Raw genomic sequence first — 17,759 nt, forward strand, 5'->3', positions numbered from 1 at the left:
GGATTAGTAGATTAATTTTAGCGCTAAGTTTTCTTCTACTTTCAATATTCCAGAGTTTTGAATTGTATTATTCACTCCTTTTTGACCTTTTGCTCCCCACAAAATAGCGATATAATCTACTGCATTATTTGTAAATGTATTGTCTTCAAAAACCATATTTACAATTCCTCTTGTTTTAATTAAAATCTCATTTTTAGTTCCTCTTCCGCTGTTAATGAATTTTGAGTTTTTTAATATCAAATTCCCTCCTATTGTAGATTCATCATATCCACCTCTATAATAATCAACTACATTGTTTTTTATCTTATTAAAAGTAGTATTCTCTATTCTTAAAAACTCTGCATTATAATCTCCCTTATCATTAGTTTCTTTATTTAAAAGAATTCCATTTTCACAGTTCGTAAATTGTGTGTTTTTAATACTAATTTCATCTGCAAATGATCCTTTAGAAACTTCTAAAATTGTTTGAAAATCTTCTACACTTATATCGTTTACAACTAAATTGTATGGCGAATGCATAAACTCTTTTAAAGTAGTAAATGCCTTATTCTTTCTGTTTCCTTTCAGATTTAACCCTGATATTTCTAAGTTAGAATTTGGATGTAAAACAAACGCTAAAGCTGAAGATGTGAAGATGAAATTTATTTTTTCGTTTGAGTCTTTTGGAGTAATTTTTATCTTCTTTTTAATATCAAGAGAAGTTTCGAACTCATAATCATTCCCTGTTAAGTAAATAACTGCTTTCTCCTTAGTTTTTTCAATAGCAGCTTTTAATTCCATAGCATTACTTGCTGTAAACTCTTCTTCAGTTACTTTTTTATCATTTGGATGAAACCAATCTGTTCCGTATTGATTTGTTTTTATTTCTTTACTAATATTTTTACCATCAATTTGAATGGCTCCGATAGTATTATTTACTCTTTTATTCCCGAATAGATCAGCAGTAATTCGATCTTTAAATTCAAATCCATTATAAGGAATAACATTTATCGTTGTTGGAATTTGCAACCAACTTGACTCTGTTTTCAATTCAAACTTTTGAGTTAAAATCCCTTCAGTTTGAACCTTACTTTTATTTAAATTATTAGTCAGGTTTTTATAAAATGTAATCCCATCAACTTTGTCATAAGTAACAATCGGAATATCTTCTTTTGTTTGATTAAATAAAATATTATTTGCTATAATAACTCTTTCTGGTCTTGCTGATCTAATTTCAGAAGGCGGTAAAACATCTCTTTGCTCTAAATTTGCTCCTACACCAATATGAAATGGCGATTTACAATTCACCCAACTATTATTAGCAACTACAACATCTGTTACTTGATTATATCTATTTAAAGGAGATTTAGGTATACCATTCATTACAGCTAATGGCGCTCTAAACTCTTTTCCTTTTAAATTATAGAAATAGTTATTGGTAATCCAATGACCAGTATTTATAACTCTAATTCCTCCAATGAATTCAGAACTATCACTACCTATAAAAATGTTTCCATTTATTCTATTATAATTTCCATGTCTTAGTACCAAAGAGCCTTCACATTGATAAAAAATATTATGGTTAAACTCATTAAAATTAGACTTACTTGAAATAATTTCTACTTCTCCATTACACTTTTCAAAATAATTATTTTCTACTTTAACATAAGCTGGAGTCATTGAAGTATAACTATCACCTATTTGCATAGTTTCAGCTCTAGGACCTCCTTTTCTTGGTCTAGGTCCAAAATGATTAGCGAAAATTTTATGATAAGTATTTATGTTTTCATTTCCTTTTAAGAAAACTCTAAGTGTTGGTCCTTGATTACCTTTTCCTGTTATATAACAATGATCTAACTGATTTTTCTGTCCCCAAAATTCAACCCAATGATCTTTTTTATTTCTATCTGGTTGAGTAAAATTCTCAATTACACAATTAGAAACTGTACAATTTTTTGCGATTTTGTTATTATCTATCTTAAAACGAATTACAGCTTTATCAGTTGTATATCCATCTTTAAAATGTAAATCTTTAATTTTTAAATATTCTCCTCCAATTTTCAAATAAGACTTACCTGTAATAAACACTTTTCCTTTTTCCTGTGCCTTAAGTACAATTGGAGCATTTTCTGTTCCTACTGCATAAAACTTTAATTCAAGATCTTTCCACTCACCATTCGATAGCAAAATAACATCTCCTGGTTTTGAATTATGAATAGCTTCTTTCAAAGCTTTTTTATTTTCTACTAAAATCTCATTTTTAGCAACTTTATTACAACTGAAAGATATTGCAATAACAATTAAACATAAAATAAACTTTCTTACTTTTAGGATAATTTTCCCCATTATACTGTAGCTATTAAATTTTCTGGTTACATAAACATAACATTTTAATAGTTTTAAAATAGTATGCTCTTAACTGGTTTACCAGATTGGTTGACCAAACTTAAAAAAAAATTAATACTCTACAAAAAATAACATGATTATTTTAAGTTATTATTAAAATTTAAGCCAATAAATTGTAAGAAATAAAGTATAAGCAATTAAGTGTGAAATATTTTTTACTTGTGTTTAAGGTCTTTGTTTTATCTTTTTTTATAAACAGACAGAAATATTAATGAAGAAATAAAAAACAGAGGTAATAATAAAACTATTATCATTCCTCTTTCACCTGTTTTGTTGGTAAAAATCAATAAGACTAAACAAATTATAGAAATCAGTAAACTTAAAGTTCTAATTAACTTTAAAAGGAAATTCATACTATTTATTGTCTTCGTAAAACTTTTTGAATTTATCTACGTTTTTAATAGACTTTTCAATCCACTCTGAATAAATCGTTAACTGTTCTTCTTTCGTTAATTGCCAACTTACATCAGATTTTCTTAAACGAGTCGTAACATCTTGAAGTATAATAGCAGCAGCAACGGAAATATTTAAACTTTCTGTAAAACCTACCATTGGAATTTTCAAATAACCGTCTGCATTTTCCATCATAAATTCAGAAACTCCTTCTCTTTCTACTCCAAAAACAAAAGCAGATTTTTTAGTGATATCAAAATCAGATAAATAACAAGAATCGTTATGTGGTGTTGTAGCTATAATTTGATATCCTTTATTCTTTAAATCTTCAAAACATTCTTGAGTATTATTGTTTTGAGATTTAAATCGATGAAAATCTAACCATTTTTGACTTCCTTTAGCTATTTTTCTTGAAACCTTGTTGACATAACTATTCTCTACAGTATATACATCTTGAATTCCGAAAATATCACAACTTCTTACTACAGCACTCGCATTATGTGGTTGAAATACATTCTCTAAAACTACAGTAAAATGCTTAGTTCTATTAGCTAGTACCTCTTTAAATGTTTGCTTTCTATTGTCTGTAACGTAACCTTCTAAATATTGTAATAATTCTTCATCTATCATACCACAAACTTATAAAAATTATTACTTTAGAAACATGAAAAAATTAGTTGTACTTACAGGAGCTGGAATTAGCGCAGAAAGTGGAATAAATACTTTTAGAGATGCTGATGGATTATGGGAAGGTCATGATATTATGGAAGTAGCTTCTCCACAAGGTTTTAGGAATAATCCTGAATTGGTTTTAGATTTTTACAATCAAAGAAGAAAACAACTATTTGACGTTTCTCCTAATGAAGCTCACTATAATCTGAAAAAGTTAGAAGATGAATTTGAAGTACATATCATTACACAAAATGTTGATGATTTACATGAACGAGCTAAAAGTTCACATATTATTCATTTGCATGGAGAGCTTTTAAAAGCAAAAAGTTCGATTTCAGATGATTTTATTTGTGAATGGACTAAAGATATAAATATTGGTGACAAAGCTAAAGATGGCTCTCAATTACGTCCTTACATCGTATGGTTTGGTGAAGATGTACCTATGATACCAAAAGCTGTTGAAATTGTTGAACAAGCAGATGTTTTAGTTATCATTGGAACCTCAATGCAAGTTTATCCTGCAGCTAGTTTAATCAATTTTATTAAGGAAGAAACACCAATATATTTTATTGATCCTAAACCTATGGTAAATAAAAACGCCTTTAACAATTTAACAATTATTAAAGACGTAGCTTCTTTGGGGACAAAAAAATTATTAGAATTACTTGATGTAAGTAATCATTAAATTGTCGTCTGAGTTCTCAAGATCTTCTACTAACTCGATGATAAGTTTACTTTCAGAAATTTCAATAACTCTATGGAAAATTGTTTCATCTCCAGAAAGTTTAATCATTTTCTTACTCTTATCGTAAGTCCATGAAAAGGTTTTAGAATCACCAAAGTGATTCTCTTCAACTTTTCCATCTTTAGAAAATACTAACCATTCATCGGTTTTATTCGATGCTAATTCAGGTTCTTCACCTTTTTCTTGAATAGATTCTATGAACCATTTTCCAGAAGTTAAGATTGTTTCCACTTCTTGTGCCTTAACAGTGAAAGTTAATAAACCTAAAAATAATGCTAATACTAATTTCTTCATTTTGATAGATTGTGTTTTTACTCAAAAATAAACAAAAGTTAGACCAAAATTGTAATTGTTGATAATTAACTTATAATTTTTTTAAAAAAATTATATAAATCACCTTTACTTATGGCGCTTCCCTTTTCTATTAAATCAAATATTTCTATGTTCCTCTCTGAAGAATATGTTTTTGTTCCGTTAAGTAACTCCACTTCTTCAGTATCATAATTTTCCAGTAACCAATTATAATCATTTTGTGCCAATAAATCAACTTCTTTATGAACTTTAATTACTATTCTTGAAATTTTATCTTCTTTACATTCAAAGAGATTTATCGTATTTTTAGAAAAATGTTCTAGATATTTAGTTCTATTTAATACATTTTCCCAAACAATATCACTAAATAAATTCAATTCATTTTCTGCTAAAGAAGGTTGGTTTTCTTTAATTTTTTTCCACTCATTAAAATCTACTCCCTGTGTTGCTAAAAACTTTGAAAATTCTTCATGCAAACTTTCGAACTGTTCTTTTGTTAGCTGTCTATATTTCATTCGGCAATTTTAATAGTAAATTTGGATTTGGACAATTTTGTTGATAAAAATCTACATCTTCTTTTGAACAAACCCCTGGATAATCTCCTTTCTTACCTTGCATATCTATAATTAATTGAAAATGTAAATGTGGTGCATAATCTCCATTTACAGTATTTTCTCCTAAACATCCAATAACTTCTTCCTGAGTTACTTTTTGTCCAACTTCAATATTCTCCAATGAATCTAAGGACAAATGACCATATAAACTATAAAACTCAATATCTTCTACTTGATGTTTGATAATTATTGTTGGTCCATAATCTCCATGATTCAAGTTATTTTTAAAACTGTGTATTTCTCCGTCTAAAACTGCAAGGACTTTTGTTCCTGCATCACACCATAAATCAATTCCTAAATGAATATTTCGCTCATTTTCTTCTGAAGAATTAAAGTAAGTACTTCTTTTATAAATGTCTCTTTTTTCAATATACCCTCCAAAAGCTACTTTAGCATTTTTCTCTTTTAAAAACTTCTTTAAATATAAAGACCATTCTTCTGAAGAACTTACATCAAAAGTATTTAAATCTTCGTTTTTCGTTGATATAGAAATAGGTGTATAATTATTAATAGCTAAATTAGTATCTATAACTTTTAAACTAGTTTTTGCTATTGAATTTAATATTTCTTTCATGTTATAAAAATAAAAAAGTGCAGTTAAAACTGCACTTCTAATTCATTATAATTTAATGATATTTTATCTTGTTACTGTACCTGAAATCACTTGAACTGGTCCTGCTCCAATATTTAATACTGAATGGTCCATAGCCATTGCAGGAATACCTTGTGCTAAAGGCTTTAACGTAAATGGCGCTGGACTGTTATCTGGACTTGGTTCAACAGAAATCACTACTGTACTTCCTCTTAAATCTAAAGGAAAAGCAATGCTTCCAACACTTCCCATAACATAATCTTCACCAGGATATCCAGGTCCGTTACTTGTAGTTCCTTTAAATGGTGAAGTAGATGCATTATCATCTGCCGCTCCTGGGTCTGTAAATGTACCTGTACTAATTGGTGTTCCATTTACTACTACCCAACCTTCGTATTTCCATCCAGCAGATAAAGTTGGTAAATCTAATCCAGCTATAGCAGGCATTACAGAATTATCTAAAAACCAAATTCCACTGTATTCATTAGTGTCATCCATATCTGTTGGAGTTGCTAAGATATACTTACCACTTGAGGCACTAAAATCAGCTACAATACCTGTAGAAGAAACACTAGCAGAACTACCAGAAAAATCTCCTGACAATAATTTAGTATCAGCTGGAGCCGGATCTGGATCAACAGCAGGCTCAATTGATAATACAAATGCAGTTGCAGCATCTAAATCAGCTTTTTCTACATAAAACTCAGTTTGAGATAAAACTCCTGAATCATCAACTGTAAAAACACCTGTAGTAACTGGAGCTCCATCTACAATTACCCAACCTTCGTATTTATAATCAGCTCCTAAATTTTCTAAACCAGTAAAATTAAGTGTTAAACTAGCTCCTTGAATTCTATCAACTTCAATGTTATTAGATAGATCATAATTTCCTGAAAGACTATTGGCATTTTTTCCCATTTCTAATCCTTCTAGTCCATTTTCGTAGGCAATGTACCATATGAAACATTTTCCTGCTCCAGCAGCATCAAAATTTACTCCTTCTAAAGCAGCAATATCCCCTGGTAAACCTAAAATCATTCCAGCTTCATCTGTAATGATAAAAGATGTGTTTGTTCCTATAACATTTCCCCCTACAGAAATACCAGATACATTATCTGCTACACCATCTACTAAAAAAAAAAATGGTCCACCAGACAAAGTTCCTGCTTCTGTAATTGTAACGTCTTCATCATCGTTACATCCTGTAAATGTTAATGTAAAAGCTAAAGCGAGTGCTCCTAAAATTAGTTTTTTCATTATAAATTAGATTTTAGTTAATTATAGCGCTTTAGTCGCTAATCTTTTTATTACTTACAAAAAAACTCCTGATTTTTTACTCAGGAGTTAATTTATCATCATTTTTTGTGATTTTTATTTAAGCATTCTGCTTTTTTATTAGGTTTAATGCAGAACCTTCATTATACCATTCTATTTGACCCTCATTATAAGTATGATTCACTTTAATTTGATCATTAGAACCATCAGCATGAACAACTTCTATAGTTAATTGTTTTCCAGGAGCAAACTCATTTAAATCTAAAAAGTTGAATGTATCATCTTCTTGAATTAAATCATAATCTGATTCATTAACAAAAGTTAAACCTAACATTCCTTGTTTCTTCAAATTTGTTTCATGAATACGAGCAAAAGACTTAACAATTACTGCTACAACTCCTAAATGACGTGGCTCCATTGCAGCATGTTCACGAGAAGAACCTTCCCCATAATTGTGATCTCCAACAACTACGGTTGGAATACCAGCTGCTTTGTAAGCTCTTTGTGTTGCTGGAACAGCATCATATTCTCCATTTATTTGACTTTTTACAAAATTTGTTTGCTTATTGTACGCATTTACAGCTCCAATCAAACAGTTGTTTGAAATGTTATCTAAATGTCCTCTATAACGTAACCAAGGTCCAGCCATAGAAATGTGATCAGTCGTACATTTACCAAAAGCTTTAATTAAAAGTTTAGCTCCTTTGATTTCGTTTCCGATAGGTGTAAACGGTGTTAATAATTCTAAACGTTCAGAATTTGGATTTACAACTACTTCTACTCCACTTCCATCTGCAACTGGTTCTAAATATCCATTCTCTTTAACTTCAAAACCTTTTGGAGGCAATTCCCATCCTGTTGGTTCATCAAGCTTAACTTCTTCTCCATTTTCATTAATTAATGTATCTGTAATTGGATTAAAGTCTAATCTTCCAGCAATTGCAATTGCGGCTACTAATTCTGGTGAAGCTACAAAAGCATGTGTGTTTGGATTTCCATCTGCACGCTTAGCAAAATTTCTATTGAAAGAATGTACGATACTATTCTTAGGTGCATTCTTAGGATCTTCATAACGCCCCCACTGTCCAATACATGGTCCACAAGCATTAGTGAAAATTTTAGCATCAAGCTTTTCAAAAACCTGAAGAATACCATCTCGTTCAGCGGTATAACGAACTTGTTCTGAACCAGGATTAATTCCGAATTCTGCTTTTGTTTTTAATCCTTTATCTAAAGCCTGTTGTGCGATTGAAGAAGCTCGAGATAAATCTTCATAAGACGAATTTGTACAAGAACCTATTAATCCCCACTCAACTTTTAAAGGCCAATCATTTGCATTTGCTTTTTCTGTCATTTCAGGTCCAGCTGGCGTAGATAAATCAGGTGTAAAAGGTCCATTTAATAATGGTTGTAATTCTGATAAGTTGATTTCAATTACTTGATCGAAATATTGTTCAGGATTTGCATAAACTTCAGCATCAGCAGTTAAATAATCTTTTATTTCATTTGCTGCATCAGCAACATCAGCTCTATCTGTAGCACGTAAATAACGCTCCATTGAATCGTCGTAACCAAAAGTAGAAGTTGTCGCTCCAATTTCTGCTCCCATGTTACAAATTGTTCCTTTTCCTGTACAAGACATTCCTGTTGCTCCAGGTCCAAAATATTCAACAATAGCACCTGTTCCACCTTTTACAGTTAAAATTTCTGCTACTTTTAAAATCACATCTTTTGGAGCAGTCCAACCCGATAATTTTCCAGTTAATTTTACTCCGATTAATTTAGGAAACTTTAATTCCCAAGGCATACCTGCCATAACATCAACGGCGTCAGCTCCACCAACTCCAATAGCAACCATTCCTAATCCACCAGCATTCACCGTATGAGAATCTGTACCAATCATCATTCCTCCAGGAAAAGCATAATTTTCTAAAACTACCTGATGAATAATTCCTGCTCCAGGTTTCCAGAAACCAATTCCGTATTTATTTGAAACTGATTCTAAGAAATTAAACACTTCATTACTTATGTTTAATGCATTTTGTAAATCTGTGCTTGCTCCTTCTTTTGCTTGAATTAAATGATCACAGTGTACAGTGGTTGGAACAGCTACTTTATCTTTACCTGCTTGCATGAATTGTAGTAACGCCATTTGAGCTGTTGCATCTTGACAAGCAACTCTATCTGGCGCAAAATCTACATAATCTTTACCTCTTTGAAAAGCTTTAGATGGATTACCATCCCAAAGGTGTGTGTATAATATTTTTTCTGCTAATGTTAACGGTTTACCAGTAATCTTTCGAGCAGAATCTACTCTTTCAACTACTTTAGCATAAACCTCTTTTATCATATCAATATCGAAAGCCATGAACTATAAGTTTTAGTTTGTAGACTAATTTACCAAAAAAACGTAATAGAAATTCGTAACTTATTTTAATTATAACGAGTTTAAATAAGGTGTTGAAATAAAAAAGCCCAAGTAAAAACTTGGACTCTATAATATGATATAAAAGTTGCTAATTAAACAACTAATAGCTTTTGCGATGGTTTGAATTTAGTTAATACAATACCTTCAACAGCTGCTTGATATTCTTCTAATGTTGGAGTCCTTCCTAAGATTGATGATAATACAACTACAGGAGTTGATGATAATAATGATTCTCCTTTTTTCTCTTTAGAGTCTCTTACGACACGACCTTGGAATAAACGAGTAGAAGTTGCCATTACAGTATCTCCTGGCTCAGCCTTTTCTTGGTTACCCATACATAAGTTACATCCTGGACGCTCTAAATATAATACATTTTCATATTTAGTACGCGCTGCTCCTTTTGGTGCATCATCATCAAATACAAAACCTGAATATTTAGCTAAAACATCCCAATCACCTTCTGCTTTTAACTCGTCAACAATGTTATATGTTGGTGGTGCTACAACTAATGGAGCATTAAATTTAACTTCACCTTGTTGAGCTTCAATGTTCTTTAACATTTGAGCTAAAATCTTCATATCTCCTTTGTGAATCATACATGATCCAACAAATCCTAAATCAACTTTCTTAGTTCCTCCGTAAAAAGATAAAGGTTGAATATTATCATGAGTATAACGTTTAGAAACATCTTCGTTATTTACATCTGGATCAGCAATCATTGGCTCAACAATCTTGTCTAAGTCAATAACAACTTCTGCATAATATTTAGCATCAGCATCTGGTCTTAAAGCAGGTCTACTTCCTGACTCTAATTCAGCAATACGATTATTAGCTTTATCAACTAAACCTTGTAAAACTTGTTTCTCATTGTCCATTCCTTTATCAATCATAATTTGAATACGATCTCTTGAAATTACTAATGATTCGATTAATGTTTCATCTTCTGAAATACAGATAGAAGCTTTAGCTTTCATTTCAGCTGTCCAATCCGTAAATGTAAATGCCTGATCAGAAGTTAATGTACCAATGTGTACTTCGATAATTCTTCCTTGGAATACATTCTCTCCTTCAAACTGATCTAACATTTGTTGTTGTGTAGCGTGAACTACATCACGGAAATCCATGTAAGGAACCATATCTCCTTTGAAAGTTACTTTAACTGACTCAGGAATTGGCATTGTCGCTTCACCTGTTGCCAATGCTAAAGCTACTGTTCCAGAATCCGCTCCGAAAGCAACACCTTTTGCCATTCTCGTGTGAGAATCTCCACCGATAATAACATCCCAATCATCAACAGCAATGTCGTTTAATACTTTGTGAATTACATCAGTCATTGCGTGATAAACTCCTTTAGGATCACGACCAGTAATTAATCCGAAGTCATTCATAAACTTCATTAATCTTGGAATGTTCGCTTTAGACTTGTCATCCCATACAGAAGCTGTGTGGCATCCTGATTGATATCCAGCATCTACGATTGGAGAAATAACAGTTGCTGCCATCATTTCTAACTCTTGAGAAGTCATTAATCCTGTAGTGTCCTGAGATCCAACAATATTTACTTCTACACGAGTATTTGATCCTGCATGTAATGTAACTCCTGGAGTATTTCCCACAGCATTTCTATTGAAAATTTTCTCTACTGCAGTTAAACCTTGACCTTCAATAGAAATTTCTTTAGAAGGAGCATATACTTGAGGTACATCAATACCTAAAGCTTTACATGCAAAAGTTTGTAATTTCTTACCGAAAACTACTGCGTAAGAACCTCCTGCTTTAATAAACTCCATCTTTTGAGGAGTTAATGCAGTTGAGATATCTTTTAATTCAGTGTCTCCGTTATATAATTTCTTTTCTTTAGTATTGATTGTTAAAACTGTACCTGTTTTAACTGAATAAACTTCTTTTAAAATTGGATCACCATCTTCATCTACGATAGTATTTCCATTTTCATCTTTTTGCTTCACCCAGTTTTTAAGATCGATACCAATACCTCCTGTAACACCAACTGTAGTTAAGAAAATTGGAGCAATACCATTAGTACCTGCAATTACTGGTGCAATATTGATAAAAGGCACATATGGACTAGAAGGAATACCCGTCCATAAAGCCACGTTATTTACACCTGACATTCTTGATGAACCAACTCCCATTGTTCCTTTTTCTGCTATTAACATTACACGCTTGTCTGGGTGCTGCTTTTGTAATGCTAATAATTCGTTCTGCATATCTTTATTATGCTCGAACATAGATTGACCATGTAATTCACGATCTGATCTTGAATGTGCATCTGCACCTGGAGAAAGTAAATCTGTAGAGATATCTCCAACTCCTGCCACATAAGTTACAACTTCAATTTCTTCATCAACTTCTGGTAACTCAGTAAAGAATTCAGCTTTAGCATAGCTTTCGATAATACCTTTAGCTAAGTTATTACCATCTTTCATCGCATTTTCTAAACGCTCAGTATCTGCTTCATATAAGAATACTTGTGTTTTTAAAACTTTAGCAGCTTCTTCAGCAATGCTTGAATCGTTTCCTAATGCTAAATCTAAAAGTACTTCAACTGAAGGACCTCCTTTCATATGTGATAACTGCTCAAAAGCAAAAGTAGGTGTAATCTCCTCTACTACAGATTCTCCTAGGATAATCTCTTTTAAAAACTTTGCTTTTACACCTGCTGCACTTGTTGTACCTGGTAATGTATTATAAATAAAGAAATTAAGAGACTCTTTTCTGTACTCGTTATTTACATCTTTAATTTGCGAGATAATTTCACTAAGTAATTCGTTGCCATCAATTGGCTTAGGATGTAAACCTAGCTTTTTCCTTTCTTCAATCTCTTTTAAGTAATCTTGGTAGTTCATAATAGAAAAATCTTTTCAATGTTAAAGGCAATTTTATCAATTAGTTGTTTACACCTAATCTTACTTTGCCATAGTTAATTGTAACAATGTCGTTTGTATAGTTGCATATCATCTGCAAGACTATTCTAGTTTAATTGTCCTATGTAAGTTCTATTAAATAAGACTCAATTTTTATGAGTTGCTTACAAACAAAAATCACACAGTAAAATGTTTATAATTTTAAGTCTGGCGAATTTACTAATTTTCGTTCATATTTGAAAATAATATAACGTTTTCGATCAAACATTAAATATTATCTAACAAAAAACATCTTAAGAAGATGTTTTTTATTAATTCACTAAAAAACAAATCTTAAATTATCAAATTCATAATTTTGAATATGCGATTTTGAGATATTAAAAAATAATTTAGAGGAAAAAGCAGACCAATAAGCCGGATTCTGTTACTTTTTAATGAAAAAAAGTCCTTATCATTTATCTAGTTAGTGCATTACTGCAAAAATCTATCTGCCTACCCCTTAGAATCGTGCGAGTAACACTCGAGCTCTAATATACGTGGCATTGCACCGCATAGAGTTTACCTGATTTCACTACAGCATTACCTGTACATTCTTTCTGTTGCACTTGTCCTCAGTTTACACTGGACGGATGTTATCCGCTATGCTTACTCTTCGGTGTCCGGACTTTCCTCTAAGAGATAAACTCCTAGCGATAAGGCTGGTCTGCTAATTTATTTTTTTACTTGATAGCTTTCATAAAAAAACCCACTCAAAGATTGAGTGGGAAAATTGCTATGAAAAAGAAAAAGTATCTGGAACGTCTTCCAGACACTACAAATATATAACTTTTTTTAACTTCCTACAAAAAAAAGTAAAAAAAATTATTCTTTTTATGAAAACATATCTTTTACCCTATCAAAAAATGATTTATCTGATTTTTGTGGGTTTGGTGAAAAGTTATCATCTACTAACATAGATTCGAAGAACTTACGTTGCTCTTTGGTTAATTCTTGTGGTGTCCATACATTAATATGTATTAAGAAATCACCTGTACCATATCTTTCTATACTAGGTAAACCTTTACCTTTAAGTCTCAAGATTTTGCCAGATTGAGTACCAGCATCAACTTTAATTTTAACTTTTCCTGTAACTGTTTCAATCTCTTTTGAAGTTCCTAATACAGCTTCAGAAAAATTTATATATAAATCGTAATGTAAATTACTTCCTTCTCTTTTGATTGTTTCGTGCTGTACTTCTTCAATTAACACTAATAAATCACCTGGAATAGAATTTTTACCTGGAGCTTCATTTCCTTTACCTCCTACTTTTAACTGGACTCCTTCTGTTACCCCTTCAGGAATATTAATTGTAACTGTTTCTTCTTTTACGATCATTCCTTGAGCATCTGCATCACTAGGACGCTTATCGATCATCTCTCCTGCTCCTTGACATGTTGAACAAGTAGTTGCTGTTTGCATTCTACCTAAAATAGTGTTCGTAACACGCATAATTTGCCCTGTACCATTACATGTAGTACATGTTTTGTAGGTTACTCCATCTGCTTGTACTTTTCTACGTACTTTAACCTTTTTCTCTACACCATTAGCTATCTCTTCTAAAGTAAGTTTAACACGAATACGAAGATTTCCTCCTTTTACTCTAGCTCTTCCACGACTGCCTCCACCGAAGCCTCCGAAACCACCACCAAAGGCACCTCCAAAAATGTCTCCGAATTGACTAAAGATATCATCCATGTTCATTCCGCCACCGCCGAAACCTCCAGCTCCTCCTTCAAATGCTGAATGGCCAAATTGATCGTAACGTGCTTTCTTTTGTTCGTCACTTAGAACTTCATAAGCTTCTGCACATAACTTAAATTTTTCTTCTGCCTCTTTATTATCTGGGTTTTTATCTGGATGATATTTGATAGCCATCTTACGATAAGCTTTCTTTATCTCTGCTTGAGTAGCTGATTTAGCTACACCTAATACTTCGTAATAATCTTGCTTTGCCATGTTTTTTCAATTATCAATGAACAAAATAATCAGTAATGAAATTATTTTACATTAACTGATCTTTAGTTTGTTCAATGTTTATGCTTGTCCTACAACAACTTTCGGGTGACGAATGATTTTATCTCCAAGTTTATAACCTTTTTCTACACAATCTATAATCTTTCCTTTAAGGTCATCTGATGGTGCAGGAATCTGTGTGATAGCTTCATGTGTATCTGCATTGAACACATCACCTTGATTTACCTCTATAGCTGATAATCCTTTTTGTTCTAAAGTTTTAAGTAATTTTTGATAAATTAATAACACACCTTTTCTTAATTCTTCAGCTTCTTTATCATCTTCAATATGTGTTAAAGCTCTTTCGAAATCATCCAAAATTGGCAGTAAAACTGTCATTAGTTCCTGATTTGCTGTTTTAAAAAGCTCAATTCTTTCTCGAGAAGTACGTTTTTTATAATTTTCAAACTCTGCAAAAAGGCGTAAATATTTATCTTTTTCAGCCTGTAATAAATCTTCTGAAGATGGTTTTCCTTCCTCATCTTTTACAGTCTCCTCTGTATTTTCCTCCTCATTTCCATTAGGTTTCTTCTCCTCTTGTTTAAATTCAGCATTTTTAATTGCATCATTTAACTCATCTTCTTTAGTATATTGATCTTTACTCATTGTAAATCGTTTCTTTAATTTTAGTTTGCTAATTAAAAGCAAGAATACTGCCAATACTAAAAAAATGTCATAATGACATTTTGATAACATTCGAAAAAATCTATTTACTTTATTTATACTATATTTATACCTAAATAATCCCAAAATACCCAATTATGAAATTTTTATCGAAATCGATGTTAGTATGTTTAGCATTAACAGTTATTTCATGTAAGAAAAATCCTGCTGAAAGTCCAGAGCATAAAGCTTTAGTTGCAGAACATGAAGTAATGATGAAAACGCATGACGAGATTGAAAAGAAACATAGTACAATGAATGACGATCATAGCGCAATGCTTACATCGCATAAAGATTTAGAAAATGATTCTTTACATGTTGTTAATGAAAAAGCACACGCTGCTATTTTAGGTTCTCACACTTCATTAGTTGAAAAACATAAAAAATTAATCTCGGAACACAAAACTTTAGAAGAAAAACATTTAACTGGAGAAATTTCTTTAGAGCAAATGGTTAAAGATCATGAAGAATTAAAAAAACAACATCAACAAATGCTTGATGAGCATAACAAAATGGTTAAAGATCACGAAAAAGTAAAAGTTGAAGATGCTAAAATGGTTTCTGAAGATAAAACCAAAGAAGAAGAAAAAACTGAAGAAAAGAAATAGCATTTATTTCAAATTATATATAAAACTACCGTTATATAAGTAACGGTAGTTTTTTTATGCCATTTTTATTTAGGAGCATTAATTATTTCACTTTCTTTAGGAATAGTAAAACTAACTATATCTGGGAAAGTAATATTTGATAAATTAACTTCTCCAATTTGGTTCGTATACCCTTTCTTTAAAGTCCATAAATGAAATGTCCAATTCGTAGAAAAAGGAATTCCACTTACTATTTTATAATTGTTATACTTAATTGCATGAGGTTCTTTTTCTGCTGCTTCTTTTCCTTTTCCGAAACTCACTATATAAGCAGCTCCCTCCAGAACATTTTCTTTTGATTTGTATACAACATACCAATCGTCTGGCGCATCACCTATTCCTGACTGGAATGCTAACTTACCTGAATCTAATTTACCTCCTCCCCAAGTATTCATTTCAAAATTCGACCAAATGGTACCTGAATCATTTAGTTTATATGGTAAACCTAAAAAATAAGACCATGTAAAAATATCGAAACGTGCACCAGCTTTAGCTTTTGCTGAAATTCCTTTTCCATAAACATTGGTTCCATCAAAAATAATTACTGATCCATCTTCTTTAGTAATTTTTATTTTTCCTCCACCAGTTTCTTGAACAATAGTACCTTTCATATAATGTTTACCTCCAAACTGGATATTAATATCATATGAGATATATTTTTTATTCAAAAAGTCAGTTTTCTTATGCTTACTTTCGATACTTCTTGTAAAGTTATTTTTCTGGTCTTGAGCAAACATTGTTATAGTCAAGCTTAAAAACAACGTAAAAAAGATTTTTTTCATTTTATAGTATTTGCTAATCATTAATTATGTGAGTTAAGTCGTATTAATGATATAAACTTACTTTTTTAACATTTTAAAAAGTTATTAATTTTTTCATTAACAAGAAAACTTTTTAAATTTAGAAACGAATTTATTAACCTTATAAAATCAAGCTTATTATGAAAAACTTATTAAATGTTAACGGTGTATCTGTATTAACAAAAAAAGATCAAAAAACTTTAAATGGTGGAATCATTTTAATCGATCCTAAATATTGTGGATGTGATTGTGCTGGAAGAGTCACTGGACCAAAATATTGTGAACAAGTTATAGCTTGTCCACAAGAATATACTTGTGATCAAGAAATGTAAAATAAAGAAAGCGACTTAAATAAGTCGCTTTTTTTATTTTATACAATGTCTCGTCCTGAAATAGCGTTACACAATTATGTAACATTATGAACAACAATACTTACCGCAAACGTACTCAGAAAGATTATACGATGAGTTTTAAACTTTCCGTTGTATCTGAAGTAGAAAAAGGCGAACTCACTTACAAACAGGCTCAACTTAAATATGGAATTCAAGGTCGCAGCACTGTTTTAGTATGGTTACGGAAATATGGTAACTTTGATTGGGATCATCAAACACCATCTACTATGCCAAAATCACCAGAACAAAAACTATTAGAATTAGAGCAAAAATTACGTCAATTAGAAAAGCAAAATAATCGTTTAAAAGCTCAAGCATCAGCAGCAGAGAAGAAAGCGATACTGTTTGACATGATGATTGATTTAGCAGAGAAAGAGTATAATATTCCTATCAGAAAAAACTCCAAAACCTAGTAATTGATATGTTTATTTTACAAAACAAAGAAAGTATTTCTTCTACCTGTAAATTACTCGGGTTTAGTAGACAGGTGTATTATAGAGCTAATTATAGAGTTAAGAAAGCTCAATCAATAGCCTATAAGGTTGTTGAATTGGTTAAGGGTGTAAGAATGGAACAGCCAAGAATTGGAACAAAAAAACTGTATTATATTCTTTCAGAAGAATTAGCTAGTTTAGGTGTTGGAAGAGATCGATTATTTGATATTTTACGTGCTAATAAACTATTGATAAAACGACAAAAGAGTTATCATATCACAACCAACTCTCATCATCGTTTTAGAAAACATGCGAATCTTATTGAAAATTTAGAAGTAACTAGACCAGAACAAGTATGGGTGGCAGATATCACCTATCTAGGAAATCGTAAAAACCCTATGCACCTATCATTAGTTACAGATGCATATTCTAAGAAAATTATCGGTTATCATTTGGATAATACCTTAGAA

The 17,759-nt window shown here is 31.3% G+C and carries 15 protein-coding genes, 1 other RNA gene and 1 pseudogene; 5 read left to right on the forward strand and 12 right to left on the reverse strand.

Features of this window, described 5'->3' with window-relative positions; all coding sequences use genetic code 11:
• Positions 1-3: 3 nt before the first annotated feature.
• Together Q1A46_RS10870 and Q1A46_RS10875 are read right to left on the reverse strand one after the other, a co-directional pair.
• On the reverse strand, positions 4-2,325 hold the full coding sequence (locus Q1A46_RS10870) for a chondroitinase-B domain-containing protein (protein ID WP_299678068.1): 2,322 nt from the start codon (positions 2,323-2,325) through the stop codon (positions 4-6).
• 414 nt (positions 2,326-2,739) lie between these two features.
• A complete protein-coding gene (locus Q1A46_RS10875) occupies positions 2,740-3,408 on the reverse strand; it encodes an RNA methyltransferase (protein ID WP_299678071.1) in 669 nt (222 codons plus the stop codon).
• Positions 3,409-3,442: 34 nt separating this feature from the next.
• Here Q1A46_RS10875 and Q1A46_RS10880 point away from each other — a divergent pair, with 34 nt between their 5' ends.
• Positions 3,443-4,135: an NAD-dependent deacylase gene (locus Q1A46_RS10880; protein ID WP_299678074.1), complete on the forward strand. Its 693-nt coding sequence runs from the start codon at positions 3,443-3,445 to the stop codon at positions 4,133-4,135.
• Here the strand turns inward: Q1A46_RS10880 and Q1A46_RS10885 are convergent.
• From Q1A46_RS10885 to Q1A46_RS10925, 9 genes are all read right to left on the reverse strand, one after another.
• Complete coding sequence (locus tag Q1A46_RS10885; protein WP_095072539.1) at positions 4,112-4,489, reverse strand: lipocalin family protein; 378 nt, start codon at positions 4,487-4,489, stop codon at positions 4,112-4,114. The two genes, Q1A46_RS10880 and Q1A46_RS10885, sit on opposite strands and share 24 nt — an antisense overlap.
• A 65-nt stretch (positions 4,490-4,554) precedes the next feature.
• On the reverse strand, positions 4,555-5,022 hold the full coding sequence (locus Q1A46_RS10890) for a DUF6495 family protein (protein WP_299678080.1): 468 nt from the start codon (positions 5,020-5,022) through the stop codon (positions 4,555-4,557).
• On the reverse strand, positions 5,012-5,695 hold the full coding sequence (locus tag Q1A46_RS10895; RefSeq protein ID WP_299678083.1) for a peptidoglycan DD-metalloendopeptidase family protein: 684 nt from the start codon (positions 5,693-5,695) through the stop codon (positions 5,012-5,014). The genes Q1A46_RS10890 and Q1A46_RS10895 overlap by 11 nt, the downstream gene beginning before the upstream one ends.
• Before the next feature lie 63 nt (positions 5,696-5,758).
• Entirely contained in the window at positions 5,759-6,970 is a 1,212-nt protein-coding gene (locus Q1A46_RS10900; RefSeq protein ID WP_299678086.1) for an anti-sigma factor, read from the reverse strand.
• Positions 6,971-7,088: 118 nt separating this feature from the next.
• A complete protein-coding gene (locus Q1A46_RS10905; RefSeq protein WP_299678089.1) occupies positions 7,089-9,356 on the reverse strand; it encodes an aconitate hydratase in 2,268 nt (755 codons plus the stop codon).
• 152 nt (positions 9,357-9,508) lie between these two features.
• A complete protein-coding gene (locus Q1A46_RS10910) occupies positions 9,509-12,283 on the reverse strand; it encodes a bifunctional aconitate hydratase 2/2-methylisocitrate dehydratase (protein WP_299678092.1) in 2,775 nt (924 codons plus the stop codon).
• Positions 12,284-12,695: 412 nt separating this feature from the next.
• An RNA gene (gene rnpB / locus Q1A46_RS10915) (RNase P RNA component class A) lies at positions 12,696-13,011 on the reverse strand.
• Between the two features lie 160 nt (positions 13,012-13,171).
• Entirely contained in the window at positions 13,172-14,296 is a 1,125-nt protein-coding gene (dnaJ, locus tag Q1A46_RS10920; protein WP_299678095.1) for a molecular chaperone DnaJ, read from the reverse strand.
• A 78-nt stretch (positions 14,297-14,374) separates the two neighbouring features.
• Entirely contained in the window at positions 14,375-14,959 is a 585-nt protein-coding gene (locus tag Q1A46_RS10925) for a nucleotide exchange factor GrpE (protein WP_299678098.1), read from the reverse strand.
• 155 nt (positions 14,960-15,114) lie between these two features.
• Between Q1A46_RS10925 and Q1A46_RS10930 the strand changes: the two genes are divergently transcribed.
• Positions 15,115-15,624, forward strand: a complete 510-nt coding sequence (locus Q1A46_RS10930; protein WP_299678101.1) for a hypothetical protein — start codon at positions 15,115-15,117, stop codon at positions 15,622-15,624.
• A gap of 65 nt (positions 15,625-15,689) precedes the next feature.
• On the opposite strand, the gene Q1A46_RS10935 is transcribed toward Q1A46_RS10930, so the two are convergent.
• Complete coding sequence (locus Q1A46_RS10935) at positions 15,690-16,445, reverse strand: heat-shock protein Hsp90 (RefSeq protein ID WP_299678104.1); 756 nt, start codon at positions 16,443-16,445, stop codon at positions 15,690-15,692.
• A 158-nt stretch (positions 16,446-16,603) separates the two neighbouring features.
• Here Q1A46_RS10935 and Q1A46_RS10940 point away from each other — a divergent pair, with 158 nt between their 5' ends.
• The 3 genes and pseudogenes from Q1A46_RS10940 to Q1A46_RS10950 all read left to right on the forward strand — a co-directional run.
• The gene (locus Q1A46_RS10940) at positions 16,604-16,795 is read left to right on the forward strand and encodes a hypothetical protein (protein ID WP_299678107.1); all 192 of its coding nucleotides are present in this window, start codon (positions 16,604-16,606) and stop codon (positions 16,793-16,795) included.
• An 86-nt stretch (positions 16,796-16,881) separates the two neighbouring features.
• Positions 16,882-17,268, forward strand: a complete 387-nt coding sequence (locus Q1A46_RS10945) for a helix-turn-helix domain-containing protein (RefSeq protein ID WP_299678110.1) — start codon at positions 16,882-16,884, stop codon at positions 17,266-17,268.
• An 8-nt stretch (positions 17,269-17,276) separates the two neighbouring features.
• Positions 17,277-17,759: pseudogene (locus tag Q1A46_RS10950) on the forward strand (IS3 family transposase); the annotation flags it as partial.

Origin of the sequence: uncultured Tenacibaculum sp. (genome assembly GCF_947502995.1) — a bacterium.
Classification (GTDB): Bacteria; Bacteroidota; Bacteroidia; order Flavobacteriales; family Flavobacteriaceae; genus Polaribacter.